The organism is Sporichthyaceae bacterium (assembly GCA_036493475.1).
GTDB lineage: Bacteria > Actinomycetota > Actinomycetes > Sporichthyales > Sporichthyaceae > DASQPJ01.
This window is the reverse complement of the sequence record DASXPS010000129.1, coordinates 1-26,330: the sequence shown is the minus strand read 5'-3', so window position 1 is coordinate 26,330 and position 26,330 is coordinate 1. Positions and strand designations below refer to the sequence as shown.

31 protein-coding genes are annotated in these 26,330 nt (G+C 69.9%); 9 read left to right on the top strand and 22 right to left on the bottom strand.

What is annotated here, in order from left to right; translation table 11 throughout:
- Positions 1-76: 76 nt before the first annotated feature.
- From VGJ14_13765 to VGJ14_13750, 4 genes are all read right to left on the bottom strand, one after another.
- Positions 77-313 carry a hypothetical protein gene (locus tag VGJ14_13765; protein ID HEY2833489.1) on the bottom strand — a complete coding sequence of 79 codons (237 nt, stop codon included), beginning with the start codon at positions 311-313 and terminating at the stop codon, positions 77-79.
- Positions 310-822: a DUF4236 domain-containing protein gene (locus tag VGJ14_13760; GenBank protein ID HEY2833488.1), complete on the bottom strand. Its 513-nt coding sequence runs from the start codon at positions 820-822 to the stop codon at positions 310-312. The genes VGJ14_13765 and VGJ14_13760 overlap by 4 nt, the downstream gene beginning before the upstream one ends.
- Positions 798-1,016 carry an excalibur calcium-binding domain-containing protein gene (locus VGJ14_13755; protein HEY2833487.1) on the bottom strand — a complete coding sequence of 73 codons (219 nt, stop codon included), beginning with the start codon at positions 1,014-1,016 and terminating at the stop codon, positions 798-800. The genes VGJ14_13760 and VGJ14_13755 overlap by 25 nt, the downstream gene beginning before the upstream one ends.
- A 766-nt stretch (positions 1,017-1,782) precedes the next feature.
- A complete protein-coding gene (locus VGJ14_13750) occupies positions 1,783-1,977 on the bottom strand; it encodes a hypothetical protein (GenBank protein HEY2833486.1) in 195 nt (64 codons plus the stop codon).
- Positions 1,978-2,130: 153 nt separating this feature from the next.
- Between VGJ14_13750 and VGJ14_13745 the strand changes: the two genes are divergently transcribed.
- The 5 genes from VGJ14_13745 (at position 2,131) to VGJ14_13725 (ending at position 6,067) form a co-directional block, all read left to right on the top strand.
- Positions 2,131-2,601 (top strand): hypothetical protein, encoded by a 471-nt coding sequence (locus VGJ14_13745; protein ID HEY2833485.1) that lies wholly within the window; start codon positions 2,131-2,133, stop codon positions 2,599-2,601.
- A 303-nt stretch (positions 2,602-2,904) separates the two neighbouring features.
- Positions 2,905-3,033 (top strand): hypothetical protein, encoded by a 129-nt coding sequence (locus tag VGJ14_13740; GenBank protein ID HEY2833484.1) that lies wholly within the window; start codon positions 2,905-2,907, stop codon positions 3,031-3,033.
- Between the two features lie 190 nt (positions 3,034-3,223).
- Positions 3,224-3,388 carry a hypothetical protein gene (locus VGJ14_13735; protein ID HEY2833483.1) on the top strand — a complete coding sequence of 55 codons (165 nt, stop codon included), beginning with the start codon at positions 3,224-3,226 and terminating at the stop codon, positions 3,386-3,388.
- 434 nt (positions 3,389-3,822) lie between these two features.
- A complete protein-coding gene (gene ilvA, locus VGJ14_13730) occupies positions 3,823-5,073 on the top strand; it encodes a threonine ammonia-lyase IlvA (GenBank protein HEY2833482.1) in 1,251 nt (416 codons plus the stop codon).
- An 82-nt stretch (positions 5,074-5,155) separates the two neighbouring features.
- Positions 5,156-6,067, top strand: a complete 912-nt coding sequence (locus VGJ14_13725; GenBank protein ID HEY2833481.1) for an NADP-dependent oxidoreductase — start codon at positions 5,156-5,158, stop codon at positions 6,065-6,067.
- A 5-nt stretch (positions 6,068-6,072) separates the two neighbouring features.
- Here VGJ14_13725 and VGJ14_13720 read toward each other — a convergent pair whose 3' ends face one another.
- From VGJ14_13720 to VGJ14_13705, 4 genes are all read right to left on the bottom strand, one after another.
- A complete protein-coding gene (locus VGJ14_13720) occupies positions 6,073-6,324 on the bottom strand; it encodes a hypothetical protein (GenBank protein HEY2833480.1) in 252 nt (83 codons plus the stop codon).
- Positions 6,325-6,456: 132 nt separating this feature from the next.
- Entirely contained in the window at positions 6,457-7,212 is a 756-nt protein-coding gene (locus VGJ14_13715; protein HEY2833479.1) for an HAD-IIB family hydrolase, read from the bottom strand.
- Complete coding sequence (locus VGJ14_13710; GenBank protein ID HEY2833478.1) at positions 7,209-8,162, bottom strand: type I phosphomannose isomerase catalytic subunit; 954 nt, start codon at positions 8,160-8,162, stop codon at positions 7,209-7,211. Before VGJ14_13710 ends, VGJ14_13715 begins: the two co-directional genes overlap by 4 nt.
- 122 nt (positions 8,163-8,284) lie before the next feature.
- Complete coding sequence (locus tag VGJ14_13705; protein HEY2833477.1) at positions 8,285-9,853, bottom strand: glycoside hydrolase family 15 protein; 1,569 nt, start codon at positions 9,851-9,853, stop codon at positions 8,285-8,287.
- Between the two features lie 2 nt (positions 9,854-9,855).
- Here VGJ14_13705 and VGJ14_13700 point away from each other — a divergent pair, with 2 nt between their 5' ends.
- Positions 9,856-10,953: a glycosyltransferase family 4 protein gene (locus VGJ14_13700; GenBank protein HEY2833476.1), complete on the top strand. Its 1,098-nt coding sequence runs from the start codon at positions 9,856-9,858 to the stop codon at positions 10,951-10,953.
- Here the strand turns inward: VGJ14_13700 and VGJ14_13695 are convergent.
- The 3 genes from VGJ14_13695 to VGJ14_13685 are packed head-to-tail and all read right to left on the bottom strand — an operon-like array spanning position 10,839 to position 14,514.
- Positions 10,839-12,335 carry a glycoside hydrolase family 130 protein gene (locus VGJ14_13695; protein ID HEY2833475.1) on the bottom strand — a complete coding sequence of 499 codons (1,497 nt, stop codon included), beginning with the start codon at positions 12,333-12,335 and terminating at the stop codon, positions 10,839-10,841. The genes VGJ14_13700 and VGJ14_13695 overlap by 115 nt on opposite strands.
- Complete coding sequence (locus tag VGJ14_13690; GenBank protein HEY2833474.1) at positions 12,332-13,378, bottom strand: hypothetical protein; 1,047 nt, start codon at positions 13,376-13,378, stop codon at positions 12,332-12,334. Before VGJ14_13690 ends, VGJ14_13695 begins: the two co-directional genes overlap by 4 nt.
- Complete coding sequence (locus VGJ14_13685; protein HEY2833473.1) at positions 13,375-14,514, bottom strand: glycosyltransferase; 1,140 nt, start codon at positions 14,512-14,514, stop codon at positions 13,375-13,377. Before VGJ14_13685 ends, VGJ14_13690 begins: the two co-directional genes overlap by 4 nt.
- 439 nt (positions 14,515-14,953) lie before the next feature.
- On the opposite strand from VGJ14_13685, the gene VGJ14_13680 reads away from it, so the two are divergent.
- Positions 14,954-15,988: a mechanosensitive ion channel family protein gene (locus VGJ14_13680; protein ID HEY2833472.1), complete on the top strand. Its 1,035-nt coding sequence runs from the start codon at positions 14,954-14,956 to the stop codon at positions 15,986-15,988.
- A 25-nt stretch (positions 15,989-16,013) separates the two neighbouring features.
- Here the strand turns inward: VGJ14_13680 and VGJ14_13675 are convergent, their stop codons facing one another.
- The 4 genes from VGJ14_13675 to VGJ14_13660 form a co-directional block, all read right to left on the bottom strand.
- Positions 16,014-16,817, bottom strand: coding sequence for an ABC transporter permease subunit (locus VGJ14_13675; GenBank protein ID HEY2833471.1), 804 nt, complete (start codon positions 16,815-16,817; stop codon positions 16,014-16,016).
- Positions 16,814-17,716, bottom strand: a complete 903-nt coding sequence (locus tag VGJ14_13670) for an ABC transporter ATP-binding protein (GenBank protein HEY2833470.1) — start codon at positions 17,714-17,716, stop codon at positions 16,814-16,816. The genes VGJ14_13675 and VGJ14_13670 overlap by 4 nt, the downstream gene beginning before the upstream one ends.
- Before the next feature lie 84 nt (positions 17,717-17,800).
- Entirely contained in the window at positions 17,801-18,445 is a 645-nt protein-coding gene (locus tag VGJ14_13665; GenBank protein ID HEY2833469.1) for a DUF1345 domain-containing protein, read from the bottom strand.
- A 236-nt stretch (positions 18,446-18,681) separates the two neighbouring features.
- Complete coding sequence (locus VGJ14_13660; GenBank protein ID HEY2833468.1) at positions 18,682-19,245, bottom strand: hemerythrin domain-containing protein; 564 nt, start codon at positions 19,243-19,245, stop codon at positions 18,682-18,684.
- Between the two features lie 178 nt (positions 19,246-19,423).
- Between VGJ14_13660 and VGJ14_13655 the strand changes: the two genes are divergently transcribed.
- On the top strand, positions 19,424-20,587 hold the full coding sequence (locus tag VGJ14_13655; protein HEY2833467.1) for a permease: 1,164 nt from the start codon (positions 19,424-19,426) through the stop codon (positions 20,585-20,587).
- Between the two features lie 162 nt (positions 20,588-20,749).
- On the opposite strand, the gene VGJ14_13650 is transcribed toward VGJ14_13655, so the two are convergent.
- Positions 20,750-20,947: a type II toxin-antitoxin system VapC family toxin gene (locus VGJ14_13650; GenBank protein HEY2833466.1), complete on the bottom strand. Its 198-nt coding sequence runs from the start codon at positions 20,945-20,947 to the stop codon at positions 20,750-20,752.
- 89 nt (positions 20,948-21,036) lie between these two features.
- Here VGJ14_13650 and VGJ14_13645 point away from each other — a divergent pair, with 89 nt between their 5' ends.
- Positions 21,037-22,137 carry a DUF5925 domain-containing protein gene (locus VGJ14_13645; protein ID HEY2833465.1) on the top strand — a complete coding sequence of 367 codons (1,101 nt, stop codon included), beginning with the start codon at positions 21,037-21,039 and terminating at the stop codon, positions 22,135-22,137.
- A gap of 3 nt (positions 22,138-22,140) precedes the next feature.
- Here the strand turns inward: VGJ14_13645 and VGJ14_13640 are convergent, their stop codons facing one another.
- The 6 genes from VGJ14_13640 to VGJ14_13615 all read right to left on the bottom strand — a co-directional run.
- Positions 22,141-22,857: a hypothetical protein gene (locus VGJ14_13640; GenBank protein HEY2833464.1), complete on the bottom strand. Its 717-nt coding sequence runs from the start codon at positions 22,855-22,857 to the stop codon at positions 22,141-22,143.
- Between the two features lie 250 nt (positions 22,858-23,107).
- The gene (locus VGJ14_13635) at positions 23,108-24,247 is read right to left on the bottom strand and encodes a DUF6596 domain-containing protein (GenBank protein ID HEY2833463.1); all 1,140 of its coding nucleotides are present in this window, start codon (positions 24,245-24,247) and stop codon (positions 23,108-23,110) included.
- A 2-nt stretch (positions 24,248-24,249) separates the two neighbouring features.
- Positions 24,250-24,657 (bottom strand): YciI family protein, encoded by a 408-nt coding sequence (locus VGJ14_13630; GenBank protein ID HEY2833462.1) that lies wholly within the window; start codon positions 24,655-24,657, stop codon positions 24,250-24,252.
- 126 nt (positions 24,658-24,783) lie between these two features.
- Positions 24,784-25,146 carry a DUF2695 domain-containing protein gene (locus VGJ14_13625; protein HEY2833461.1) on the bottom strand — a complete coding sequence of 121 codons (363 nt, stop codon included), beginning with the start codon at positions 25,144-25,146 and terminating at the stop codon, positions 24,784-24,786.
- Between the two features lie 113 nt (positions 25,147-25,259).
- Positions 25,260-25,613, bottom strand: coding sequence for an MmcQ/YjbR family DNA-binding protein (locus tag VGJ14_13620; GenBank protein HEY2833460.1), 354 nt, complete (start codon positions 25,611-25,613; stop codon positions 25,260-25,262).
- A gap of 186 nt (positions 25,614-25,799) precedes the next feature.
- The coding region (locus VGJ14_13615; GenBank protein ID HEY2833459.1) for a class II aldolase/adducin family protein at positions 25,800-26,330 on the bottom strand (531 nt) is incomplete at its 5' end.

The window sequence follows — 26,330 nt, the reverse complement described above, 5'->3', positions numbered from 1 at the left end:
CGGAACTTTGGCCAGCAGGCGTGCGTCTGGCGACTTAGAGGCGGAACCTCGACAGAGGGGCGGCGGTGGGGCTAGATCAGCACCCGGTCGGTTTCGGGTACTCGCCCTGGCAGAAGAAGTACCGATCCCACGGCGCCATCTTCGCCGGGTCGGTCTGGACTATGGCGGGCTGCTGCTTGGCAAGCTCGTGGCCGCGCAGCACGCTGCCTTCGACAGCGAGGGCGATGAGAACCACCAGGCAACTGAGGAAGATCCAGCTCCACTTGTCGAAGCGGGTCATCTTGGGCTTGGTTAGTCCTGTCCATCGACTCATGGCGTCGCCTGTTTCGCCCGCAGCTTCGCCAACCGACGCGCGCGGATGCGCCGGTTCCAACTCCCGTTGCTGGACAACGGGTTGCGGCTGGGCGGGGTGTTGGCGTCGTGCTGCTCCCACCACTGCGCGTTGATCAGCTTGACGTCCAATCCGGTGAGCCCGGCGTTTTGCAGCTCCATCAACTGGGCGAACGTGGGCCGCTTCTTCGGGTCGATGTTGACGAAGAAGCTGCCATCCTCCAGGCGCGCGACGCGGAACAGGTTGTCCTCATCGGGCTGGGCACCCTGGGCCGGGACATGACCGATTCCCCCGATCACCTTCGTGTCGGACAGACCGGTGCCCGGCAGGGACACGGTGCGGCGGACCTTGCCGTCCGAGGCCAGCGAGACGCGGGCGCCCTTCACCCCGGCCGACACGGACAGGCCGTTCTTGCCCGCGGTCAGGCGGAACGGGCCGATCTTCGTCGACTTGCGGTAGCGGAAGCTCATCGCCCGGCCCCCGAATCGCACGCGATGCCGTCACCATCGGCGTCGAGGTTCTTCGAGTACCCGGCGCTGCCCTTGGAGATCGGGAGGCTGAGACCGGCCTTCTGCGCAGCGGCGCACGAGGAGTACGACTTGGCCGTGCTGCAACCGGACAGCCCGGCGGCGATGCCGACCACGAGCGCGAGCGGCGCCAGGCGCCGTGCAGTCAAGCGGTTCATGCGGGCATCTCCTCCGTCGATTTGGCTGTGGCTGATTGGACTCCCGGCGGGGTCGGTTTAGGCCCGGCTGAACGGCCGGACTTCACCCGGCCGAACGGCTGGCACGCCAAGAATCCAGACTCACGTAGCCGCCCGGCGTCCGCCCTAGGAGGTGCCGGCGTCCGGGCGGCTGTGCGCAGGCATCCACGTTCCGACGACCGGGTGCTGGATCGCCACAGCTAACGATGCGGGTGCCCCAGGTGGCCGACGCGGACCCCACTTGCTGCCGGTGAATATGCCCCTGCGGGTCGCGATACTCGGCGTAAGTGCTCGGACCCGACAGGCGCGCAGCGAGTGCCAGTTTGCTGCCGTGCGCTCATCACGATCTTGTGGTTGACGCACCGTCGGGGGATCGACCACGTGGTGCTGTCCCCGTTGCCGCCGGCCGGGGCGCCGAGGCCGCAACCTCAGTCCTTGTAGAGATGGGCGTACTTCATCGGGACGCAGGCAGATGCGCGCTTCGACTGCCCGGCTGCGGTACGGCTGAATGTTGGCCCCGTGGGCGGTGTTGTCACCGTAGGCGCAGGTGCGGGAGATCCAGTCGGAAATGACCCGCCAGGTACCATGCACGGCGTCGGTGCTGGTGTCCGTGCGCAGCGTGGGATCGCGGGCCGCGGCGTGCCTCTCGATCACAGTGCAGGGAAACTAGTTGTTGGTACGCGGGCAGGCGGCACCGGCCTTCGGGGCCGGGTAGAGCCTCGCGTACTTGACCGGCACGCAGGGTCTGTCAGTGGGTGCGGTGGAAGTCCCAGACGCTGACACCGGCTTCGTGCCAGTAGCCCTGCTTGCACGTGTCCCCGGTGTTGTGCCCGGTCTTGACGACCTTCCAGTGCCCGTGCACCCCGTCGATAGTGCCGTTCTTGTGGTGGCCGGCGGCGGAGTACGCGGCCTTCCCCTGTTCAGTGGACGGATCGACCGCCATTCGGACCACTGCTGAACCGGCCGTTCAAGGAGGAACGCGGGTTCACGGCGTCTCGTCCAAAAGCCAAATTGACGCGAGCCGTAGTTAGGGGCCTGTTCTATGTCGTTCGGCAACTTGCCTGCCCGTTCCTGGCGAAAGTTCCGTGGTTGGCCCATGTGGGGCCAGATCGGCACCGGCCTGGCGGCCGTCGTACTCGTTGGTTCTTTTGCGTCGGGATCCTCCGGGGCCGAGAACGACAAGCAGTCGCAGACGTCGAGCCCCGCCGTCCAGTCGCAGGTCGTCGCACCTGAGGAGATGCAGCCTAAGACTGAGCCAACCCCGGAAGAGACCACTGAGCCGCAGGTCGCGAAAGAGCCCGAGGCCAAGGAGCAGACCACATCGGAGCCCACGAAGGAACCGGCTCCCAAGCCCAAGCCCAAGGCGAAACCCAAACCCAAGCCGAAGCCGAAGCCTGCGCCGAGCTGCGATCCGAACTACAGCGGCGCTTGCGTGCCGATCGCCTATGACGTGGACTGCGCTGGCGGCAGTGGCGATGGTCCGGCGTATGTCAGCGGGCCGGTCCGCGTTACCGGGTCGGACATCTACGGATTGGACCGGGACGGCGACGGGGTGGGCTGCGACTGATCCGCACGACTCGGAGCACAAGGCGAACGCAGGAGTGGCGCAGTGGTCACGTTCCGCAAGAGCAAGAAGATCGGTCCCTTCCGATTCACGCTAAGTCCCCGAGGTGTCTCGACGTCCGTCGGCACGCGCAGTGCTCGGGTGAGCCTAGGGCCCGACGGGAAGATCCGGCGGACAGTAAGCCTGCCGGGCACTGGGATCTACGACACGAAGGTCGTCGGGTCAACGTCGGGCAAGCGCCCAGGGAATGCGGCCCAATCATCGCCGTCAATTCCCACTCAGGCGGAACGGACAGCAGGCGAGGGCATGACGATGCTGGACCTTCAGCACTCCTTAAACGAGGCTGACGCGGCTGGTTTCCCGGCCGCCATGCAGCCGGTTGTTGAAGTCACCATGCGTGGGAAGATCAAGCAGATCACCTTGCCTAAAGGCTAATGAATGCCTCTATAGCGGTCATGCGCGATCGAACCCAAGCTGCTCGCTTGCAAGGCCGCGGACCCATCTAGCCGCCAGAACGATGACAAGCCTCGCTCTGCGGCGACGTTCAGCCGTCAGCACGACCGTTCGGATGACCGGGCATGCCCGTTCGAGCGACCCAGGTCGATCCCGTGTCACCCTGAGTCGGGTGCTGCATGGCCACGCCCGGGTGAGCCCCAGCCTCGCCGTTCGGCTGGAGCAGGCCGGCGTCGGTACTGCCCGAGTCTGGCTGGCGATGCAGTCCGCTCCCGGCCTGGCGGCGGAACGCGCCGCCGGTGTGCCGAACGTACGCAAGTTCGAGACGGTTGCCTGAGGCCGGATTGCCGTTTCATCCATCTGCGCATCATCGCCGGCGCCGGCGCAATCATCGCCCGCAGCGGTGAGATCCCGATCGAGGTTCGGGAACAGCGGCAGCGGGCGTAGGGACGTCAGCGAGCAGCGCGGGTGGCGCAACCTCGAGAGCCTCAGCGAGCCACCGGATGACGGCAGCTTCATACTGCGGCCGTTCCTTCTCGCTGGTGAGCTTGACGGCCCCGGTGTTCAGGTTGAGCCACCCCACGGTGCGCCCGTCGGCCGTCTCCACATAAAGACGTCGGCGGCCGTACTTGTGCCACTCCCGGACTTGCAGCTTGCCCGGCCCGTGGGGCGGTACACGCCTTGACCATGTTTCAGACTGGACTCGCCCCGGGCCGCACCCCACCCCGCGTGGGTTACCGTGCGACCCCGAGCCTGCGAGGAAGTCCACGAATGACGGTCACCGCCGAGATGGTCGACGCCGCTGCGCAACGCATCGCCGGCGTCGTCCCGCCCACCCCGCTGCACCGCAGCGAACGGCTCTCCGCGCTGAGCGGCGCCGAGGTGTGGCTCAAGCGTGAGGACCTGCAGGTGGTCCGCTCCTACAAGGTGCGCGGCGCGTACCACCTGATCAGCCTGCTGGACCGGGACACCCGCGCCGCGGGCGTGGTCACCGCCAGCGCGGGCAACCACGCGCAGGGCGTCGCGTTCAGTTGCGCGGCGTTGGGAGTGCCGGGGCGGGTGTATCTGCCGGCCACCACACCCTGGCAGAAGCGGCGACGGATCGCGGCGCTGGGTGGGGACCGCATCGAGGTGATCGTCACCGGCGAAACCTACGACGAGGCGGCCGCGGCCGCCGAGGACGACGCACGGCGGACCGGGGCGAGTCTGGTGCCCGCCTTCGACGACGTCCGCACCGTGGTCGGTCAGGGCACCGTGACCCGCGAACTCGCCGGCCAACTGGGCCGCGACCTCGACACGCTGGTGTTGCCCGTCGGTGGTGGCGGGCTGCTGGCCGGGTCGATCGCCTGGCTACGGGAGCGCGCCCCGCGGACTCGGGTGGTCGGCGTCGAGCCGCTCGGCGCGGCCTGCGTCGGGGCGGCCCTCGCGGCCGGCGAGCCGGTCGAACTGGCCGAGTTGGATACCTTTGTCGACGGCGCTGCGCTACGCCGGGCCGGTGCCGTCCCGTTCACGGTGATCCAGGGATCCGGCGCGGAACTGGTCGCGGTGTCCTCCGGTCAGGTGTGCTCGGAGATGCTGTCGCTGTATGACGTGGAGGGGATCATCGCCGAGCCGGCCGGCGCCCTGGCCACCGCGGCGCTGACCGACGGCACCATCGGTGGCATCGAAGCGGGCAGCACGGTGGTGTGCGTGATCTCCGGTGGGAACAACGACATCAGTCGCTACGCGGAGATCATCGAACGCGCGATGCTGCACGAGGGCCGTAAGCACTACTTCATGGTGGAGTTCCAGCAGGAGCCCGGCGCGCTGCGCCGCTTCCTCGACGAGGTCCTCGGCCCGGACGACGACATCACGCTGTTCGAGTACATCAAGCGGAACAACCGCGAAACCGGTCCGGCCTTGGTGGGCATCGAACTGGCCCGACCGGAGGACGCCGCGGCGTTGTTGGCGCGGATGGCGGCCGCGCCGTGGCGGGTGCAGCCGGTGGACCCGGCCAGTCCGCTGTTCCGCTTCCTCGTCTAACCCGCGGGCATCACGCCTTGTTTCAACTGCCAAAGCAGGGGGAACGCGGGGCTGAATACCGACCTGCAGAAAGGAACGCACTGTGCGGGCGATTGTCGCGACCGATCAGAAAGCCGGCCCGGAGGGCCTGACGCTCACCGACCTGCCCTATCCGGCCGCGGACAACAACGAGGTCGTCGTCCAGGTATGCGCGGCGAGCATGACGCCGGGCGAGCTGACCTGGCCCTCCACCTGGACCGACCGAGCCGGCACTGCCCGGACCGTCAGCGTGCCCGGCCACGAGGTCTCCGGTGTGGTGGCCGAATTGGGTTACGGCACCACGGGATTGAGCGTCGGGCAGCGGGTCTTCGGGCTGACGGATTGGTCCCGCAACGGGTCACTCGCCGAGTACGTGGCCGTGGAGGCCCGCAACCTCGCCCCGCTGCCCGCCAACGTCGAGCACGAGGTCGCCGTCGCCGCGGCGATCTCCGGTCTCACTGCCTGGCAGGCGCTCCATGTGCACGCGCGGCCGGAAGCCGGTCAGACGATCCTGATCCACGGGGTGGCCGGGGCGGTCGGTTACCTGGCGGCCCAACTCGCCCGGGAACTCGGGGCCGAGGTGATCGGCACCGGTCGCGCGCGCGACCGGGAGGTCGTCGCGGGGCTGCGCGCCTTCGTTGACCCGGCGGGCCAAGAACTCACCGACGTCCGTCAGGTCGACGTGGTCTTCGACGTCCTCGGTGGTGACGTGCTGGACGCATCCGCGGCGCTGGTGCGACCCGGCGGCACCCTGGTCACCATCACCGAACCCCCGCGGATCCTGCCCTCCGACGGGCGGGGGATCTTCTTCGTGGTCGAACCCGACCGCGCGCAGCTCACCGAAATCGCGCACCGCTTGGGCGACGGTCGCCTCGCGCCGCGCATCGGCGCGGTCCATCCGCTGGCGGCCGCCGCCGCCGCGTTCGGCCCCGAGGCACCCCGCGGGCGGGGGAAGACCATCATCCGGGTGCGCTGAACCGTTCAGTACCGCCAGTGGTGGTGATGGTGGCGGTGCCAGTGTCGGTAGTACGTGTCGTGGTCGCGCGGGTAGTACCCGGGCTGGTAGCCGTAGGCCTCGCACCCGTAGCCGGACCGCGGGTCGCAGTAGGGGTTCTCGGCGGGCGTCGACGTCACCGTCGGCACCGGGGCTGCGGAGGCCGCAGTCGCCGGTAGCACCACGGCTGCCGCCACGGCGAGCGGCAGCGCCAATCCACGCAGGGCAGAAACGTTCATGGTCGATCTCCTGACGTCGCACCAATGATCAAGATATGTGCTCCGGACGGCCACTCGAAACGCATTGCCGGCCAACTCTCAGCCCTGGCTCAATCACGCCCGCAGGCCGTCCCGCGACGCCGGTTCATTGACCTACCCGCCCGGCACCACCCCGGAGCAGGCCAGCAGCGTCTCGATCACCCGCTTGGTCTCATCGGGATCCCGCACCTGAATGCACACCACCCCGGCCTGCCGCGCCGGGTAGTCGTTGCCGCCGGGGAACAGGGCATCCCCAACGAACAGCATCTCGGCAATGGGCACGCCGAGCACGTCGCGAAGCTTGCGGATCCCGAAGGCCTTATCAATGCCGGGCTTGGTGACGTCGACCGAGGTCGAGCCGCCCAGCCGCACCGAGAACTCCGGAATCAGCTGATCGAGGATCACTTTCATCTTCATCCGCTTGGCGAAATCCGGGTCCCAGTGCTCCTTCGCCCCCAACGGGGCCTGCTGACCCAGCGCGGAGAACGTCACCTGACTGCCGCGGTCCTCCACGACCTCCCCCCACACCCGATCGGGGGGATCCAACGAGGCACTGGCGCGGTGCAGGGCATCGACGATCTTCTCCCGCTCCGCCGGGGTCAGGTCCTCCGAGTACAGCTGCTCCCAGGCGGTGTCGTAGGAGTAGTACTTGGTGCCGCAGGTGGGCAGCAGGCACAGCCCCTTCAACCGGTGGTCATCGGGGAGCCGGGCCAGCAGCTGTGTCTGGAACTGGGGCCACGCCCCGCCGGAGATGACGGCCACCCGCAGCACGCCCAACAGGTCGGTCAACAGCCCGGCCATCTCCTCGTCCAGCGCGGACTTGCTCGCCGCCAGGGTGCCGTCCAGATCGAAGATCACCAGTTGCTTCATGGGGTGCTGACCTCCGGCAGCGAGACCTCCAACAGGATCGCCGTGGGGTCCGGCTGAAACTCGCACGCGCCCACCACCGCCGGCACCAGGAGCACATCCCCCATGCGCAGTGGGAATACCCGGTTGTCGTACTCCAGCCGGCCCGCACCGGAAAGGCACACCACCACCCGGGCCGTGTCCTCGGCGCCGACCCGCACCCGCGTCTGGCCGCTCCACCGCTGCACCCCGAACTGCTCGCAGTGCAGCAGATCCTCACCGACCGGCACCACCGGAACGACCGGGCCGGCGGCGAAGTCGGTACAGGCAAGTGCCCGATCGACCTGCAGTTCCCGGCGTTGACCGGTCGCCGGGTCGGCGCGGTCCCAGTCGAACAGACGATACGTCAGATCGCTGTTCTGCTGAACCTCGAACACCACGGTGCCGCTGCCCAGGGCGTGCACGGTGCCGGCCGGCAACAGCACCCCATCGCCGACGTGCGGGGTGAACGAGGCGAGGCAATCGCCGACCGTGGTGCCCGCCACGGCCCGACGCAGGTCATCGGCGGTAGTGCCCGACTTCAGGCCGGCATAGATGAAACTGTCCGGGGAAGCCTCCAGCACCACCCACGCCTCGGTCTTGCCGCACTCGCCCGGCCCCACCTCGGCCGCCTGGCGATCCGAGGGATGTACCTGCACCGAGAGCACCTGACGGGCATCCAGAAACTTCAGCAGCAGCGGGAAGCGTGGGAAGCGCGCGGCCAGCGACCCCAGCAACTGCGTGGGCCACCGCGTCCGCAATTCGGCGATGGTCTGGCCGCGCAGTGCCCCGTCGGCCACCCGGCTCTGGTGGTCCTCGCGGTCACTGAGCAGCCAGGCCTCACCGACAAGTCCGGCGGGCAGGGGCGCGGACAGCAGCTCTTCCAGGCGCCGGCCACCCCAGGGTCGGTACTGGTAGATGGGCTCGAATCGCAACGGATAAAGCGGATGCGGTGCCGATCTCGCTGTCGCCGCCATCGGCGTTCCTTCGCTGGTCGTGGGCGCGCCCGCGGTGGGCGTGGCCAGCGACTGGGTCAGGATCACCGGTGCTCTTGACGCTATGCCGGTCGCGCCGGCTGGGCAAACCCCGGGTGCGCGTCAGCGGCGGCGGCGAGCAGGGTGATGACCAGTTCGGCGTGCGCCCAGGCCAGTCCCCGCGCCCCGCGTGGGGCGCCGGTGACCGCGTCGATCTGCTCACTGATGGCGTCGGCGTCGACGTGGGTGACCACGAAACGCAGATAGCCCTCGGCCAGGTCCCGCTCACCGCGGTGGAAGTGGTACTGGGCCATCCACAGGGTGGTGATCGGCCAGGGGTTGCCCCCGGTGCTGCCGAAGCCGTCGTTGGCGTCCTCGGGGAACCGGCCGATGCCGCACCCCGGATTACCGGCCCGTCGCCAGGCCACGTTGACCGGCCATCTCGCCGTGTAGTGCGCGGCCAGGCGTTTCGCGGTCTCGCCCAGGCGGGGGTGGTTGATGTTGTTGTTGTGGTCGAACGCGAGCAGGGCACTGCCCAGGATGCTTGCGTCCAGGCGGCTGGTTTGTCGAAACCACGTGGGTTGGGGATCCAGTACGTGCCGCCAACCGCCCGCGGGGTCGATGAAGGCGGGCCGTTCGTCGGTGACCCGGCAGCGTTCGGCCAGCTGCTCATCGACCCCCGTCGCGAGCGAGGAGGCCAGCCGCAGCGCCCGGCGGCGCAGGTTCGCCGCGTGGAAGCTGCGTCCCCTGATCAGTTCCCACAGGTCGAACCCGATACGCGGGCCGGGCAACAGCAGGTGTTCCAGGAACGGGCGGGCCAGCTGCAGGGCGGCGGGGTTCAGCGTCAGCACCGCCAACACGGTCGCGGCGGGCCCGTCCTGCTGTGGGTCGCCGTAGCCACTGACCGCGGCGCCGCTCATGGTGACCCGTGCCGCGGCCGGTACGCCGCCGTGTCCGAGCCGATCGATGAAGGCCAGGTACCCCTGACACAGCGCCGCGGCGCGGGCCCGCAGGTCGGGCGGTCCGCCGCGGGCCAGCGCGTGCAGGGCCAGCGCCGCGGCGGCGCCGTCGCGCTGCCAGAAGAACCAGTAGTCCGGATCACCCGGTCGGGCCGGCGGCGCGGCGGCAATCGCGCCGTTCGGCGCGCAGCACACCTCGATCGCCGTGAATGCCTTGCGCAGCAGGCTTTCCGGGTCGACGTCCGCGGGCGTGCGGGTGCAGCTTTTGAGGGTGAGCGGGGCCACGGCCCGATCAACACCGCGCAGCAGGGCCGGGTCCAGCGCGATGCCCGCGGGCGTGGGACGTCCGGCACCCGCGGCCCGGAAGGCCACCGCGGCCTGCTCCTGCGCCAGCGCCGTGCCCAGCATGCGCAGGATCTGGATGGTGGTGGTCGGACCCCGCCCGAGGGTCCAGTGCATCCACCGAGGCGCTGCCCCGGATCCCACGTACCAGGCGTGGCAACCCGGCACGGGTGCCAGGTCGTTGCCGAAGATGCCCACCGTCGGCGTGGCTAGGGTGGCCGGATGGGCGGCGACGTTGATGATCTGCAGACCCAATGCCGCCAACAGCGCCTGGACCCGATCGCTGCCGCCGATGGCTGCCTCGTCGATCACCACGGCAATGGGTTCTCCCTGCCACACCGAGGACGTCACCGGTGACCAGGACCCTGCGCATCGCCGTGTTGGCCTCGGTGGCGCACCGCACCCCGCCGCGCGATTACGGTCCCTGGGAACAGGTCGCGTCCACCCTGACCGAGGGACTGGTGGCACTCGGGCACGACGTCACGTTGTTCGCCACCGCTGACTCGCTGACCGCCGCCGCATTGCACAGCGAAGCGCCGACCGGCTACGAGGAGGACACCTCGCTGGACGCCAAGGTCTACGGGGGCCTGCACATCGCGGCGGCCTTCCAGCGGGCCGGCGAGTTCGACGTGATGTCCAACCAGTTCGATTTCCTGCCCCTGACCTACAGCCGGTTGGTGTCGACCCCCGTGGTCACCACCATCCACGGGTTCTCCTCCGCCGGCATCCTGCCGGTCTTCCGGGCCTACGACGCCACCTCTCACTACGTCGCGATCAGCGACGCTGACCGCCACCCCGACCTCGGCTACGCCGCCACCATCCATCACGGCATCGACCTGGCCCGGTTCACCTTCGTGCCCGAGCCGGGCGGCTATCTGCTCTTCCTCGGTCGGATCCATCCACACAAGGGCACCCACCTGGCCATCGAGGTCGCCAGGCGGGCCGGGTTGCCGTTGCTGATCGCGGGGATCGTGCAGGACGAGGAGTACTTCCGCGAGCGGGTGCAGCCGCAGTTGGGCCCGGACGTCACCTATCTGGGTCCGGTGGCGCCGGCCGAGCGTGACCGGCTGCTCGGTGGTGCCCTGGCGCTGCTGCACCTGATCAGCTTCGCCGAACCATTCGGTCTGTCGGTGGTGGAGTCGCTGGCCACCGGCACACCGGTCATCGCCTTCGACCTCGGTTCGATGCCGGAGTTGATCGATCACGGCCGCACCGGCTTTCTGGTGACCGACACCGCCGGCGCGCTCGCCGCGGTGTCGCAGGTCGGGCAGCTGCCCCGGCACGCCTGCCGGGACGCGGCCGTCACGCGGTTCTCCGCCGAACGCATGGTGGCCGACTACGCGGACTTGTTCGCACGCGTTGCCGCCGGCGAAACGCCGGTGGTCAGCCGGGCGAGCAACTCCGCGATGTCGAAGAATGCGAATCGCACCGCGGCGTCGCTCACCCCGTAGGGCAACAGCAATTCGCCGTTGTGAATCATGCCGCCGCAGGAATACACGACGTTGGGGACGTAGCCGTCGCGCTCGCTCTCCCGGGCCCGCAGCAGCGGCTCCGGCAGCCGTCCCAGTACCCGGGTCGGGTCGTGCAGATCGAGCAACAACGCGCCGATGGCGTACTCCCGCATCGGACCGACGGCGTGGGTGAGCACCAGCCAGCCGGCCTCGGTCTCCAGCGGCGAACCGCAGTTGCCGGTTTGGATCAGCTCCCAGGACTCGCAGGGTTCGTAGACCTGCGGACCGTTCTCCCAGCGGCGACCGTCGGCGGAGAAGGCGATCGAGCAGTTCTCCCGATCCCAGCGGGACAGCGCGAGGTAGCGGCCGCCCACCCGGCGGGGGAACAACGCCAAGCCCTTGTTCTTCGCGCCCGGCCCGGCGAACTGGCTGACGGCGAACTCGCGGAAGTCGGTCGTGGTGATCAGCTGGGGTGCGATGTGGTGACCGTCGAAGGCGGTGTAGGGGGCCAGGTAACACACGGCCCCGTCGTCCTCGACGAAGCGCACGAAACGCGCGTCCTCCAACCCCTGGCTCTCGGCCGGACCGTAGGGCCACAGCACGCGCTCGGGCAGCCTCGATTCCGCGGCGAACGCCACGCGGTAGCTGTTGCGGACCACACTGCGGGCGATCTCCTGGGTGTGCGCGGCACCGTGTCGGGTGACCTGTTGACCGTGCAACGCCTGCAGGGCGTTTTCCAACTCCGCAAAATCGAACTCGGCGGCGAGCCGGCTGACCAGGTACCGCGCGCTCTCCGCGTCCGCACCCTCTTCGTGCAGCCGTTCGGCGAACAGGTCACGGTCGTGCCGCGTGCGCGCGATCGTCCCCGATTCGACGTGCGGGCCGGGGTCGTCGATGCGCAGCTGGTGCCCCGGCGCCCAACTGCCGGTGCGGAACTCGATCGAGGAGATGTGCCCCTCACCCACGGCACGCAGGCTCATCACGAAGCGGACGGCACCGGCGGGCAGCTTGCTCTGGTCCGGGTGGGCCACCATGCTCGGGTTGAACAGGGCAGCGCCCTCGATGGAGTACTCGTGGGTGAATGTCGCGCCCAGCAGGGCTTTGCGCTCCGGGGACAGTGGGCTGCCATCGGGGATGCGGTGGGCGATCTGTTCGTAGTTGGCCCGCAGGATTCCGGGCAGGTCCCGATGCCTGGCGAGGTACTCCGCGCGCACGTGCTCCAGGGCCGCGCGCACGGCCGGCTCGGGCAGGGTCAGGATTCGGGACAGCACCCCGGTGGCGCGTGATTCGGTCTCGGTCGGCAACTCGTGGCCCGGCACGAACAGCCGGGCGAGTACCCGGCTCGGGTCGGCGTGCAGTTCGACATCGCTGCGGGTGATCACGTGGCGCACAACGACAACGCGCGGACCTTCTGCAAGACCGAAATGAGCGCGATGGTGGATTCGGCACCCTGGTTCTCGTTGCGCCCGGTAGCCACCAGGCCATCGCGGCCGCCACCACTGGCCAGGTCGACCAACACCGCGCTGCTGTCGTTGTCCCCGAGAAACCAGCGCGCGGCCCGGTGCAGTCCCTCGGCCCAGTACGGATCCGCGGTGACGGCGAAGGCGCGGTCGCAGGCGTCGGCGAGCGCGGCAACCTCGATCGGTTGTTGATCGAAGCGCGGGCTCAGGCTGTCCGCCGGGCCGCTGCCGCCGACCGGGGTGACCGACAGATGCCCGTTGCGGGTTTCCCGCTCGAGCAGCCACCGGAGCAGGAACAAGCCGTCGGCCAGGGCAATCTCGTTGCCCAATGCGTGGCCGGCGGCGATGAGGACCTCGGGCAGCACCGCGTTGGCATAGGTCAGCCGGGGCTCCGGCCAGGGCCACCGCGGATCCGAGGCGGGCCGGCGCAGGCTGATCACCACGTCGCTGAGCAGGGCCCGCGCACCGGAATGATCCGGGTGGACGGTGAGCAGTTCGGCGGCCCCCAACCCGGCAAAGCTCATCGCCCGCGGCCACGGGGAACGCCAGCGGGCCGCGCGTTCGAACGCGTTCAGGGCAATCTCTCGTTGCCCAAGTGCGGACCGGCCCGGTGCGGCGGTGGCCGCGACGACCGCGGCCCCCAGGCCCCAGACCGCGCGGCCCCAGCAATCCTCCACGCACAGCTCACCGGACCAGGTGCCGTCGGTGCTCTTGCGATTGCGGAAGCGGCCGTCGGGGCCCTGGGCGGCCAGCACGAAACGCAGGTAGTGCCGGTGCAACATCGCGATCACCGCGCCGTGCTCGGTTTCCCGGCTGACCACCAGCAGGGCCCGGGCCACGTCGTCGAGGCAGTAGCCGTGTTCTGCCCGCGGTCGGGTCCACTCGGCGTGTTCGTGCAGTCCGCCGCCGTCGGTCAACCGCACCAGGTGCGCGAACGACGGCGGCGGATACTCGGTGACGGTCATGACATCGGCGCCAGGGCAGCGGCGCACAGGTCATCGACGAGTTCCCAGTACCGCTCGGCCACCGCGTCCCAGAACAGCGCGGGCGCCCGCTCGGCCGCGCAGGCGGCCATGCTCTGTGCCAGATCGGGCTCGGTCAACACCCGCCGCACGGCCGCGCCCAGGGCGGCCGGGTCGCATTGCGGAACGACCAGCCCGGCCCCGTCGCAGAGCAGTTCCAGGGCATGCGGGAAGGCGGTGGAGACGACGGGACGCCCGGCGGCGACCGCCTCGATCAGCACCCCGGAGGTGACCTGTTCCCGCGAGTCGTAGGGCAACAACACCAGATCGGCGCTCGCCACGACGTCGAACAGGTCGGTCACCGGCAGGTAGCTGTCGTCGAGTTCGAGCAGGTCGCTGACCTCGAGTTCGCGGGCGCGGCGGGACAGGCCTTGCCGGTAGGTCTCGCCCTGCAGCTGCAGGACCCTGGGGTGGGTGGTGCCCAGCACGAGGTAACGGGGGTTCAGATCGCGCAGCCCGGGCAATGCCTCGATCGCCCACTCGATGCCCTTGCCCGGGCCGAGCAGCCCCCAGGTCAGCACTAGCGGCCGAGCGCCCGACGCCGGCGTGCCCGCGACGCGGTGGTGGTTGACCGCGCCGTGCGGAATGATCCGGACAGTGGCCGGGTCAGCGCCGTAGCGGTCGATGACCCGGCGCTGTGCGGTGGCCGTCATGGTGACCACGGCATCGGCGGACCTGATCAACTGCTGCAGGATCTCCCGTTGCCGGGTGGTCGGCTGCTCCAGCACGGTGTGCAACACCACGATGGTCGGGACCCGCAGGTTGTCGACCAGCTCGGCGATCTCCGCGCCGTCGGGACCACCGAAGATGCCGTACTCGTGTTGCACGATGACCGCGTCGTAGTTGTTGAGTCGGTGCACGGCATGTACCGCGCTGCTCGCGGAGCCGTTCACCAGATTCGCCACCACCTCGGGGCTGGGCCGGGCCGCCGGCTGCTCAACCACGCGGACCACATCAACCTGCGGTCCGAGGTGCTTGCGCAGCGCGGCGCTGAACGTCGCCAGTCCGCATTGAGTAGGGGGATAGGTGCTCAGGATCGCGATGCGAGAGGGTCGATCAATAATTTTTGGAACCGCCACGTGGGCTTCCTTCTGCTGCAACGAACGCGTAAGCGCGAGGGAAGCACATATTCTGGACATGTCCGCGGCACGCTACGGAGACCCCAGTGTGTCACGTGTGGGCGATGCATGCGCCGTCCGAGCTCTCCGGTCCACGAGTGGCGCAGGCGCAAATACGCACTTTGTCACGCTCCGCCGTGAATAAACTTCGGTACCAGTGAGACGCCGCAGTACCACCCAGTAGAACGCCCTTCTCGAACACCCCGGGGCGCGCCGTCAGGTAGCGTCGTGGTTGCGGCGGGCACCCGCGGGTCGGGGGAGGGCAATGAGGATCATCATCATCGTGGCCGTGATCGTCGTGGTCGTCGTGTTGCTGCGGCGCAACGCCTGACCCGGCTGAGACACCGTCACTATCCGCCCCGGCGCGGTTGCCCCGGTCCGACCGGGGCAGGGGTAGGGGATGGCAACCCCGGCGCCGGCACCGCTGCTCGCATCGAACGACGTCCCGTGTTATCTGCAGGCCCGCGACTCGCTGTGCAAGCAGGTCCACGAGTGGACCGGCAGCAAGTGGTTGTCCGAATCCTCGGACTGGGTGATCGCCAAGCCCGCCCGCATCCTGCTGATCTTCCTCATCGCCCTGCTGGTGCGCGTCGCGCTGCACCGGGCCATCACCCGGCTGTGCGAACGCGCCGCGCACGGCACGGTGCCCGCGGTGCTGCACCACGGCCACAACCCCGACGACAGCGTGCTGGCCACCGAACGCCGCGCCCAACGCTCGGCGACCATCGCCTCGGTGTTGCGCTCCATCACCACCGGTCTGGTCTTCACCATCGCGTTGTTCATGGCCCTGTCCGAGCTCACCCTCAACATCGGCCCGCTGATCGCCAGCGCGGGCATCATCGGGGTGGCCATCGGCTTCGGCTCGCAGGCGCTGGTCAAGGACTTCCTGTCCGGGGTGTTCATGATCCTGGAGGACCAGTACGGCGTCGGCGACGACGTGGACCTCGGCGAGGCCCGCGGCATCGTGGAGGCGGTGGGTCTGCGGGTGACGCGCATCCGCGACGTGGAGGGCACCGTCTGGTACGTCGCCAACGGTGAGATCAAGCGGGTCGGCAACCGCAGCCACGGCTGGGCCCGCTCGGTGATCGACCTCGACATCGCCTACGGGGAGGACATTCCGCGGGTGCGCGAGTTGTTGACCGCCGCCGGACAGGAGGCGATGGCGCACCCCGAGGTCGGCGAGTTCATCCTGGAACCGCCCGCGGTGTGGGGGGTGCAGGCGCTGTCCGCCGACGCGGTGGTGATGCGGATGGTGGTCAAAACCCAACCAGGCATGCAATTCAAGGTCGCCCGGGCCACCCGGGAGATCATCAAGAAGACCATGGACGCGCACGGTGTGGAGATCCCCTTCCCGCAGCGCACGGTGTGGGTGCGCAGCGAGGGCCGCGCGGACCTGGAGACGGTGGGGGCGCAGGCGGGCGGCGGCGCGGACTGAACCGGGGGGCGCACCGCGCGCAGCGTCAGGTGAGGTCGCGGGTCTCCACCCAGGTGCGCGCGAGGATCAGCAGCAGCACCCCGGCGCTGATCAGCGCCACCGCCGGCAGCCATTGGATGTGGTCGGCGGCCGCGGCGGCGTCGTAGTAGCCGAACGGGGTCAGGTGGCGCAGGAAACGCAACGGGTCGCACAGCAACGCGACCAGGTTGGCCACGTAGGACGCCGCGGCGATGCCGACCGCCACGGCCAGCGCGCCGCCGCGGGTCCGGGAGCGGGCCGACGCGGCGAAGGCGACCCCGGCGAAGAAGAAGGACAGCGTGCCGAACTGCACCCCCAGCCGCAGCGGCACCACGGCCGGGACACCGGACAGATCCGGGGACATCCGGGTCCCGATCAGCGCACCGAGGACACCGCAGAGGACCACCAGCGTCTGCGCCAGCGCCCACCCGGCCACCCGCGCGAACAGCACGGCCGTGCGGGACACCGGGGTGGTGTAGAGCAACTCCGCCCGACCCGTCTCCACGTCCGCGGCGACGGCGGCCACCCCGGTGGAGATGGCCACGGTGATCCCGAGGATCAGGAACAGCGGGTGCGCGAAGCAGAACCCGATGAAGTTCGACGGCACCCCGATGTTCGTCGATTCCGACCCGGAGAACGCGGCCATCAGCTTCCCGGAGTTCCCGGAGCCGAAGTTGCGGGTGATGGCCTCCCGGCCGCCCAGCCCCCGGTAGGCGCTGGTCAACAGCAGCAACACCACCAGGCACCCGATGGCGAGTCCGACCAGGCTGCGCAACCGTGCCCGCAGGTCGGCAATTACCAGGGCCCTCATCCGTCGCCCGAGCCGTAGAGGTCCAGGAAGACGTCCTCCAGCGACGCCGGCACCACGGTCATGTCCAGCAGACCGGCCTCGCGCGCCAGGGTGCGCAGCACATCGGGACGTCCGGCGGGGATGCGACCGGTGAGCACGCACCCGTCCACCACCGCGCCGGTGACGTCCACCGGCAGCTCCGTCGGCGGGAAGGCATAGGTCATCGTCACCTCGCGGGAGGCGTGTTGGCGTAGCTCGTCCACCCCGGCGACCCGCAGCAGCCGACCCTCGTGCATGAGCACCACCGAGTCGCAGACCTCCTCGACCTCGCCGAGCACGTGCGAGGACAGCAGCACCGTCCGCCCCGACGCCGCGACCGAGCGGACCACGGCGCAGAACGCGCGGTGCGCCAACGGATCCAACCGGTTCGCCGGCTCGTCCAGCACCACCACCGCCGGGCGGTGCTGCAACGCCGCCACGATCGCCAACTTCTGGCGCATGCCCGAGGAGAACGCCCGGACCGGCAGGTCCAGGTCACCCGGCGGCAGCGACAGTGCCGCCGCGACCTCCTCCCGATCCGGAGCGTCGCTGCCGTGCAACGCCGCCAACAGCTCCAGGTTCTGACGGCCCGTCAAATTGAGCACGAACGTCGGATCCGCCGGCATGTAGCCCAGCGCCCGGCGCGCCGCGGGCCGCCGGGCGCTCTCCCCGAACAGCCGCACCCGACCCGAGGTCGGTCGGATCAACCCCCCGATCATCCGCAGCGTCGTGGTCTTGCCCGCCCCGTTGGGCCCCAGGAAGCCCGTCACCGAGCCCGCCGCGAGACGGAAGGAGACATCGGCGACCGCCGTGCGGTCCCCGAACGTCTTGGTCAGCGCCGATAGCTCCACCGGCGCCGGCGGGGCAGCGGCGATCGACACGCCCTAATGATCGCCCGGCCATCCGATGCCACCGCAAGTGGCATCCATCACCGAAGCTGCCGGGCCGCCGGGGCCGGTACAGAGTTACTTGGCGAGGCCCGCGACCAGGTTGATCGCCGCGGCGATGATCACCGCGCCCAGCGGGAATGAGATCCAGGCCTGGCGCAGCGCGGTACGCCTGATCGTCTTGTCGGAGATGTCGGTGTCGGACACCTGGAACGTCATGCCGATGGTGAACGCGAGATAGGCGAAGTCGCTGTACTGCGGCGGCGCGTCCTCGTTGAAGTCGATACCACCGGGCAGGCTGTAATACAGCCGCGCATAGCGCAGCATGAACACGGTGTGAATGAGCGCCCACGAGAGGAAGATCGAGCTCAGCGCGAAGGCCGCCTCGATGTACTTGAGGTTGCCCGGCGCATGCCCGGCACCGAACAGCACAGCGCCCACCGCGGCCAGGCTGGCGACTGCCGCACCGAGCACGGCCACATCGGTCCAGCCGCGCCCGGGGTCATCGCGGGTGGCATGCGCGCGGGTCGCGTCGGCGTCCATTCGCCAGGTGGTGATCCAGATCCAGGCCCCGAAGGTGATCGCGGCGATGTCCCACCCGATCAGCGGGGCACTGCGGCCCGCGCCGAGAACACCGTCGAGCACCCCGACCAGGGCCCCCACCGCGAAGGCTGTCAGCAGAGCGTCGCGGGCCGCCGGTGGTTCAGGCAGGGATCGGGCCACGCCCGATGCTCCCAGACCACCGCAAGCCACCCCACGAAACGCCGCCCCATCCCTCGAGCCGGCCACCCAATCGCAACAGACCCTGGACGCGCACGACGTGGAGATCCCGTTCCCGCAGCGCACCGTCTGGGTGCGCGGCGAGGGCCGCACGGACCTGCAGACCACGGGCGTCGCGGGCGGCGGCGCGGACTGACCACCCCGGGGCCGAATCCGGGGTGGTCATCCTCGACGGGTCGTTATCCCTTGCCGTGGATTGCGTCGCGGGCCCGGTCGATCATCATCGCGAACGGTCCGGCGAGCATGTTGGCGCCCGCCGACTCCACGCCCGGGTGCGGTCGGGTGGGCGCGATCCGCTCGGCGAACTCGACGGCATTGCGCATGCGCTTCAGTTCGGGCTCCTGCAGGGCCTTGGCCAACGCCGCGAATTCTTTCTGCTCCTCGGCCTCGGCGTGGGCCAGCACGTCCCGGGAGAGCTTGCGGAACATCTCGTCGAACTCCGCGGAATCGACATCGAGTTTCTCCAGGTCGCGCAGCGCTTCCTTGGCCTGGTGTTCCTCGTCGAGTCGGGCGGCAACGACCTGCTCCCCGTCGGGCAGTTCCCGCGCCCGCGGATGCACGATCTCCTCCTCGGCGGTCTCGTGCACGGCGAGCAGTCGGCGCAATTGAACGAAAAGTTCCTCGCGGTCCTCGCCCTTGCTGTCCAGCACCTCGCCGAACAAGGACTTGATCCGCTCATGCTGTGCCTTCAGGAACTCGACCACGTCCTCGCCGGTGGCTACGGTTTTCGCTGATTCCGCCATGGGTTGGCTCCTCTCGCTGCGCGGGGGCGGGTCCACCGCGATGAAGGGGGGTTACCCGGGCGGGCACGAACTAAGGCGCGCATTCGGGCCGCAGATCCCGACGCCATCGCCACCGTCTGACCCGCGACACTGGAACGGAAGGGAAGTTGTGTTCGAGGAAGCGAATTTCGTTTCTCCGGTGCGGCACGCCGCCACCACCGCCGGGTCCATGGCCTGGCAGGTCACCTGGTCGCTGATCCTCGGCTTCGCGCTGTCCGCGGTCGTGCAGTCGCTGGTGCGTAAGTCGACGATCGCCCGGCTGCTGCCCGATGACCGGCCGCGCAGCCTGCTCACGGCCTCGGGCCTGGGTGCGGCGTCCAGTTCGTGCTCCTACGCGGCCGCCGCGCTGTCCCGATCGTTGTTCCGCAAGGGCGCCGATTTCACCGCCGCCACCGCGTTCCTGTTCGCCTCCACCAACCTCGTCGTCGAGTTGGGCATCATCCTCGCGCTGCTGATCGGCTGGCGGTTCACCCTCGCGGAGTTTGTCGGCGGACCGGTGATGATCGTGGTCGTGGCCCTGTTGTTCCGTCGAGTGCTCACGCCGTCGATGCTGGACGCCGCCCGTACGCAGGCCGAGCGTGGTCGGGCCGGGTCGATGGAGGGGCACGCCGCGATGGACATGAGCGTCCGGGCCCGGGGCTCGTTCTGGTCCCGCCTGACCAGTGCCGAGGGGCTGACCTCGGTCAGTCACAACTTCGTCATGGAGTGGGCGGCGATCATCCGTGATGTTGCCCTGGGTCTGCTCATCGCCGGGTGCGCGGGCGCCTGGATTCCCGATTCCTTCTGGCGGCACCTGTTCCTCACCGACCACCCCACCGCGGCCAAGCTGTGGGGCCCGATCGTGGGCCCCCTCGTCGCGATCGCCACGTTCGTGTGCTCGATCGGCAACGTGCCGCTGGCCGCCGTGCTGTGGAACGGGGGCATCAGCTTCGGCGGCGTGACCGCGTTCGTCTTCGCCGACCTGATCATCATTCCGCTGCTGCTCATCTACGCGAAGTACTACGGCCGCCGGATGGCGGGGTTCCTCGGCGTCACGTTCTTCGCCGCGATGGCGGCGGCCGGGTACGTCGTCGAACTGCTCTTTTCCGCCGCCCACCTGGTACCGACCGGCCCCCGGCACGCCTCCGTCGGTGACGCCGGTGTGCGGTGGAACTACACCACCGTGCTCAACATGCTGTTCCTGACGCTGGCCATGGCGTTGCTCTGGCGCTTCCTGCGCACCGGCGGGATGGCCATGCTCCGGATGATGGGCGGCGGCCCGGATGACATGACGGGTCATCAGCACGACCATGCCGGCACGTAGAAGCCGAAACCTCGCCGATGAACGGGCCCTCGGCGAACCATCGGATGATGGCGGCCTGGAACTGCGGCCGGTCGCGCTCGCCGGTGAGCGTCCAAGGATGCGTCCAACGGTCGGTCAACACCTCGAGCTTGAGGTCGCGTCGTGGTGGGAGCCCCCGCGGGCTCAGGGCAGCGCGGCGACAACATCCGTCTGGCCGAAATCCTCGCCCTTGAACAGCAGCGGCTCACCCAGGGTGCGGGCCAGGGCATAAGCGAGACAGTCGCCGAGGTTGAGCCCGGCCGGGTGTCGGCCCTTGCCGAAACGCCGCCACGCCCGGGCCGGACCGGCCGCGGTGCGGCGCACGTCGTCGGCGGCGGCCATGCGGCAAACCTGCCGACCGCCCGCCAAACCCGCGCCGGCCGGGCGCTAATTGCCCCACACCGATCGCGCCGCCCACCTAGCCTGGAGGTATGACTTCCGAGGAGGTGGCCGAGCACCACGCCGCGTACCGCCAGCCCGTCGAGGCCGGCATGTTCTACAACCTCACCGACGCGGAGAGCTCCGACCTGGCCAACGGCGCGGCGCTGGTCCGCATGCGCAACCTGCCGGAGTGGCGGGAGAAGGCCCTGCCGTTCAAGGCCGACGCCGCCGACATGCTGCCCGAGGACGCGAGCGTCGTGCTGAACCTGCGCGGCGCGTATCAGGACATCCTGGTCGCCGAGGGCCCCGGTTTCGTGGTCCGCGTCCGCGCGACCGGCCAATCGACCACCGTGCTCGTCGCGGCCATGTCCGCCGAGGACGCCGAGGGCATCCTGACCGCCAGCTGCCAGAAGGCCCAACGCCCGCCCGCGCCCAACACCGTGCCGTTCACCCTGTGGCGCCAACGCGGCGGGCGCGCCGCGTCCTGGCAACGCGAACTCGAGGTCCCCGAGTGGACCGCCATCGCGCGCAACTACCCGCAGTGCGGCGAACTCGATTCACTGATGGGGCTGCCCTCGGTCGCCGGCACCGGACGGCTGCTGCTGTGGACCGGCGCGCCCGGCACCGGCAAGACCTGGGCGATCCGTGCCCTGGCCCGGGCGTGGTCGAGCTGGTGCAACCCGCACCTGGTGATCGACCCGGAGCGGTTCTTCGGCGACGCCGCCTACCTCGTCGAGGTCATGTCCGAGGAGGACCACGGCGCCGACCCCGCGGCCCCGCGGGCGCGGCTGATCATCTGCGAGGACGCCGACGACTTCATCCGCGCGCGGGAGGCCACCGGGTCCGGCGTCGGTCGGCTGCTCAACGTCGCCGACGGTCTGCTCGGGCAGGGCCTGAACAACATCATCCTGTTGACCGCGAACGCGCCGATGCAGCGGCTGGACCCGGCGCTGATCCGGCCGGGCCGACTGCTGGGGCATCTGGAGTTCGAGCGGTTCACCGCGGCGCAGGCCCGGGAGTGGTTGGGTGATCCGGGGGCGGCGGTGGCGCACGACGGGTGCACGCTGGCCGAGCTGTATGAGATGGCCGGGACGACGACGCGGACGGTGAGTGCGCCGCGGGCGACGGTGGAGAGCGGCGCGTATCTCTGAGGGTCAGAACAGCTGTCCCGGCTCGGTCCGGTGCAGCTCGCGCACACTCAGGTTGTCACCCGTCCCGCTGACGAAGTAGACGACGAGGTTCAGCCGGTCCCAGATGAGCTCGGGCAGTCGCTGCACGAGCGCGCGGTATTGGGGCTGGTCGGGCAGCGCCAGGCCGTAGGTCGCGTCGGGATCGTCCATCCGTTGCAGAAGTTCCCCGAGCGCGCCGAGGAAGTCGTTGCTCTGCTGCGGCCGGCGCACCACCTGGCCCTTGGCCTCCAGCAGCAGACGCTCGCCGTCGCGTTCGGCGTGGATGTCCACGTCGCGGGTGTGCCCCCACGCCACGTGCACCCGGTAGCCCCGGGCGATCAGGTGTTCGCGGACCGCCCGCTTGATCTGATTCTCCGTCAGTAGCGGGGTGGTGGCCGGCGCAGTCCGGGGCAGGCCGGTGGGCAGATCGCGATGCGGCTGCGTCGGGGCCGGCGCTGCGGTGCTCTCCGCCTGGGCGACGAGGGCGTTCACCAGCAACCCGTCCGGCGCCCGGAACCGGCGGATGCGACCGCTGGCTTCCAGGGTGCGGCAGACCAGGCTGACGCTTTGCCGGGAGGGCGCGCGCAGCCGCCGGGCGAGGGTGTCGTCGTCGAGCGGTCCCGCGGCGGCGCCCAGCGCAGCCAGGACACGGTCGGCAAGGGTGGGCGTCGCGCTGGTCGCTTGCTCGAGCTCGTAGGCCACGTCCGCCGCTCCCGGGTGTCCGCTTCGTCCCTGCTTGGACGTGGCGGGGTGGGTGGCGGATGCGCGGCGATCGGAGGGTTTTGCGATCAGCCGATCGGTGGAGCTACCGGCGCCGGGGCAGGGTGCTGCGGGGCGTCCGCTGAACAGTGAGCTATAGCTCACGGATAGGCGGACGCCTCGGGGCAGAGCAATGCGGGGCGTCCGCTGCAGAGTGAGCTATAGCTCACGGATCGGCGGACGCATCGACGGGCTACCCCCCGGCGTTGAGCCGCGCGGCCTGCCGGGTGAGGTGGTTGCGTTCGGCCTCGCTGGTCGCCCGGTGCGCGGCCTCGGCATACAGCTGTGCCGCGGTTGTCGGGTCGCCGTCGCGCTCGTGCAGGTACGCCGCGACCGCGGCGTAGCGGGGGAGTTCGGGGTCCAGCTCCGCCAGGGCGGTCAACCCGGCGCGTGCCCCGTCGGCCTCGCCGAGCGCGACCGCGCGGTTGAGCCGGACGATGGGGCTGTCGGTCAGCTTCACCAGTTCGTCGTACCACTCGACGATCTGCACCCAGTCGGTCTGCGCGGCGGTCGGCGCGTCGGCGTGCAGGGCGGCGATCGCGGCCTGCGCCTGGAACTCGCCGAGCCGGTCGCGGGCCAGCGCTGCCTGCAGGATCGGCACGCCCTCGCCGATCAGTGTCGTGTCCCAGCGGCCGCGGTCCTGCTCGGCGAGCGGGATCAGGCTGCCGTCCGCGGCGGTACGGGCGGCGCGTCGGGCGTGGTGCAGCAGCATCAGCGCGAGCAGCCCCGCGACCTCGGGGTGGTCGATCGCGGCGGCGAGTTGGCGGGTAAGTCGGATGGCCTCGGCGGCCAGGTCGACGTTGCCGGAGTAGCCCTCGTTGAACACCAGGTAGAGGGTGCGCAGCACGGTGGACACGTCGCCGGGGGAGTCCAGGCGCACCGTCGACACCGTCCGCTTGGCGCGGCTGATGCGCTGCGCCATCGTCGCCTCGGGCACCAGGTAGGCCTCGGCGATCTGACGGGTCGTCAGCCCACCGACGGCACGCAGGGTGAGGGCGACCGCGGAGGACGGCGTCAGCGACGGATGTGCGCACAGGAAGTACAGCGCCAGGGTGTCCTCCGTCGCCGACACCGCCCCCGGCGCCGGCTCCTCCTCGACGAGGTCCTCCCGCCGCCGCCGGGCGACCTCGGACCGGGTCGCGTCCAGGAACCGGCGCCAGGCGACCGTGACCAGCCAGCCCTTCGGGTCCCGCGGCGGGTCATCCGGCCAGGTCCGCACCGCCTCGACCAGCGCGTCCTGCACCGCATCCTCGCCCGCCGCGAAATCCGCGCCGCGGCGGACGAGGATGGCGAGCACTTCCGGGGTGAGGCGCCGCAGCAGGCCCTCATCCATGCTCACTCCGTGATGCAGGGCGCCGCGCCCATAAACGGTCGCAGCTCGAGCCACTCGTGGATCGGTCGGCCGCCCGCGCCGGGCGCGGCGGACAGTTCCCCGGCCACCGCGAGCGCGCGTTCGTAGCTGTCCACGTCGATGATCATCCAGCCGGCGATGAGGTCCTTGGTCTCGGCGAACGGGCCGTCGGTGACCGGCGGGCGGCCCTCGCCGTCGTAGCGGACCCAGGTGCCCTCCGGCGCCAGGGCCTGCCCGTCGATGAACTCCCCGTTCTTCTCCAGCTTCGCGGCGAGGTCGTGCATGAACTGGATGTGGTCGGAGACCTCCTGCGGCGTCCACTCGTTCATCGCCACGTTGTTCACCGGGGCGGGCGCGCCGCGGTAGTGCTTGAGCAGCAGGTACTTGGCCATCGTGGTTCTCCTCGGTGCTGGGTGCGACCCATTCTGGTTCGCGTTCACACCGGGGACGGAGCCGGCCGCGGGTCCTCGACATCGGGCGTGAAGATCTTTGGCGCCTTCGGAGTCACCGCGGCGACGTCACTCACCGGGCTTCGGCGCGTGCCGCGGGCGGCACGGGTTGGTGGACCCGCGTCGCTTCACGCCAGGGCAGGGCGGCAGGGGATCCTTGGCATCCTCCGTCATGGCCCACGGGTAGACGTTGAACAGCACCTCGCAGTCGCAGAAGCCGCCGCGGTCCATCAGCCGACGGCGCAGGGCCTGTGCCCGTGGGGCGTTGCGGTCCCGCCAGCGCAGGGCCCAGCGCAGCTGACTGTTGCAGCCGAACTCGGCGAGCATGCGGTTGACGTAGCAGGTGAGGCACTCCCGGTCGCGGGGTGCGGTGAGGGCCTCGTTCAGGGTGTCCACCACGGTCTCGGCCGCGGCGGTGGGGTCGATGGTCATGCCGCGTTATCTAGTCAGACGCCGTGACAGATTTGGCCCGCGTGGCTCCGCCTGTGGAAAACCCGACGGTGTTCACCCGGAGCGGCGAGGGGCAGTGACGCGGCGCCACCGCCTCAGTCCATCAACCCCGCCGGCGCCCGCATCCGCCACGCGTCCGTGATCAGCTCCTTGAGCCGGCGCACCCCCACCTTCTCCAACCGCAGCATCACCAACGGCCACCCGGCATACCCCGGCGCGGTGAAGAACAGCTCCGGCTCCCCGAGCAGCAGCGCCTGCTTCTCCGCCTCGTCACCGACATACAGCACCGCGACGTCGGTCCGGATCCGCCGCCGCCGGCCCGGGCTGTGCTCCGGATACGACCACACGAAGCCCTTGTTGCCCACCCGGAAGTCGAAGCCGTCGCTCTCGATCTCCACCGCATGCGGCAGACCCGCGGCGATGCGGCGCACGTCCTCGGCGTCGGCCATGGCGAGAGTCTTCCGTTCCGGCGCCGCGTGCACATCGGCCACCCAGTTCGGGGCGTGGGTGTCGCGCGGCCCACTGTCATACGCGGGGCGTCAAAATTCGGCCGTATTCGCCCCTCAAAATGGCGCCCCGCGTATGACAGAGCTCCGCCAGATCATGAATGAGCGGACGGGAGGGGCGCCGCCGCCTCAGTCGAAGATGTCGGGCTGGTCGCGGCTGATCCGCTCCCAGATCGGCTGGAACTGGAACCACCCGGCAAACTCGTAGCCGATCTGAGTCTTGGTCAGCTCCGCCACCTCCGGGTCGATCAGCCGCGGCTTCGCGCCCAGCCCCGCCGCGGCCGCATACGCCGTCAGCTGGCACTCCGCGGACCGCTCCAGCGTCAGGAACCACCACGCGGCGGAATCGACGGAGGTGCCCACGGTCAGCATCCCGTGATTACGCAGAATCACCGCCTTGTTCATGCCGAGCGCCGCGGCGACCTTGCGCCCCTCCTCGGGGTCGACCACCACACCGGTGAACTCGTCCATCACCCCGATGTCGTTGTAGAACGCGCAGGCGTCCTGGGTCAGCGGCTCCAGCGTCATCTCCAACGAGGAGAACGTCTTGCCCGCGGGCCCGTGCGCGTGCGCGGCGGCGAGCACGTCGGGGCGGTGCGCGTGCACGGCGCAGTGGATGGCCACCGCGGCCCCGTTGACGGCCCGGCTGCCCTCGACCAC

Coding starts and splice junctions, on each gene's coding strand:
- VGJ14_13765 (HEY2833489.1), bottom strand. CDS start 313: ATGAGTCGATGGACAGGACTAACCAAGCCCAAGATGACCCGCTTCGAC.
- VGJ14_13755 (HEY2833487.1), bottom strand. CDS start 1,016: ATGAACCGCTTGACTGCACGGCGCCTGGCGCCGCTCGCGCTCGTGGTC.
- VGJ14_13750 (HEY2833486.1), bottom strand. CDS start 1,977: ATGGCGGTCGATCCGTCCACTGAACAGGGGAAGGCCGCGTACTCCGCC.
- VGJ14_13745 (HEY2833485.1), top strand. CDS start 2,131: ATGTGGGGCCAGATCGGCACCGGCCTGGCGGCCGTCGTACTCGTTGGT.
- VGJ14_13740 (HEY2833484.1), top strand. CDS start 2,905: ATGACGATGCTGGACCTTCAGCACTCCTTAAACGAGGCTGACGCGGCT.
- ilvA (HEY2833482.1), top strand. CDS start 3,823: ATGACGGTCACCGCCGAGATGGTCGACGCCGCTGCGCAACGCATCGCC.
- VGJ14_13720 (HEY2833480.1), bottom strand. CDS start 6,324: ATGAACGTTTCTGCCCTGCGTGGATTGGCGCTGCCGCTCGCCGTGGCG.
- VGJ14_13715 (HEY2833479.1), bottom strand. CDS start 7,212: ATGAAGCAACTGGTGATCTTCGATCTGGACGGCACCCTGGCGGCGAGC.
- VGJ14_13690 (HEY2833474.1), bottom strand. CDS start 13,378: ATGACCGTCACCGAGTATCCGCCGCCGTCGTTCGCGCACCTGGTGCGG.
- VGJ14_13680 (HEY2833472.1), top strand. CDS start 14,954: ATGGCAACCCCGGCGCCGGCACCGCTGCTCGCATCGAACGACGTCCCG.
- VGJ14_13675 (HEY2833471.1), bottom strand. CDS start 16,817: ATGAGGGCCCTGGTAATTGCCGACCTGCGGGCACGGTTGCGCAGCCTG.
- VGJ14_13660 (HEY2833468.1), bottom strand. CDS start 19,245: ATGGCGGAATCAGCGAAAACCGTAGCCACCGGCGAGGACGTGGTCGAG.
- VGJ14_13650 (HEY2833466.1), bottom strand. CDS start 20,947: ATGGCCGCCGCCGACGACGTGCGCCGCACCGCGGCCGGTCCGGCCCGG.
- VGJ14_13645 (HEY2833465.1), top strand. CDS start 21,037: ATGACTTCCGAGGAGGTGGCCGAGCACCACGCCGCGTACCGCCAGCCC.
- VGJ14_13635 (HEY2833463.1), bottom strand. CDS start 24,247: ATGGATGAGGGCCTGCTGCGGCGCCTCACCCCGGAAGTGCTCGCCATC.
- VGJ14_13630 (HEY2833462.1), bottom strand. CDS start 24,657: ATGGCCAAGTACCTGCTGCTCAAGCACTACCGCGGCGCGCCCGCCCCG.
- VGJ14_13625 (HEY2833461.1), bottom strand. CDS start 25,146: ATGACCATCGACCCCACCGCCGCGGCCGAGACCGTGGTGGACACCCTG.
- VGJ14_13620 (HEY2833460.1), bottom strand. CDS start 25,613: ATGGCCGACGCCGAGGACGTGCGCCGCATCGCCGCGGGTCTGCCGCAT.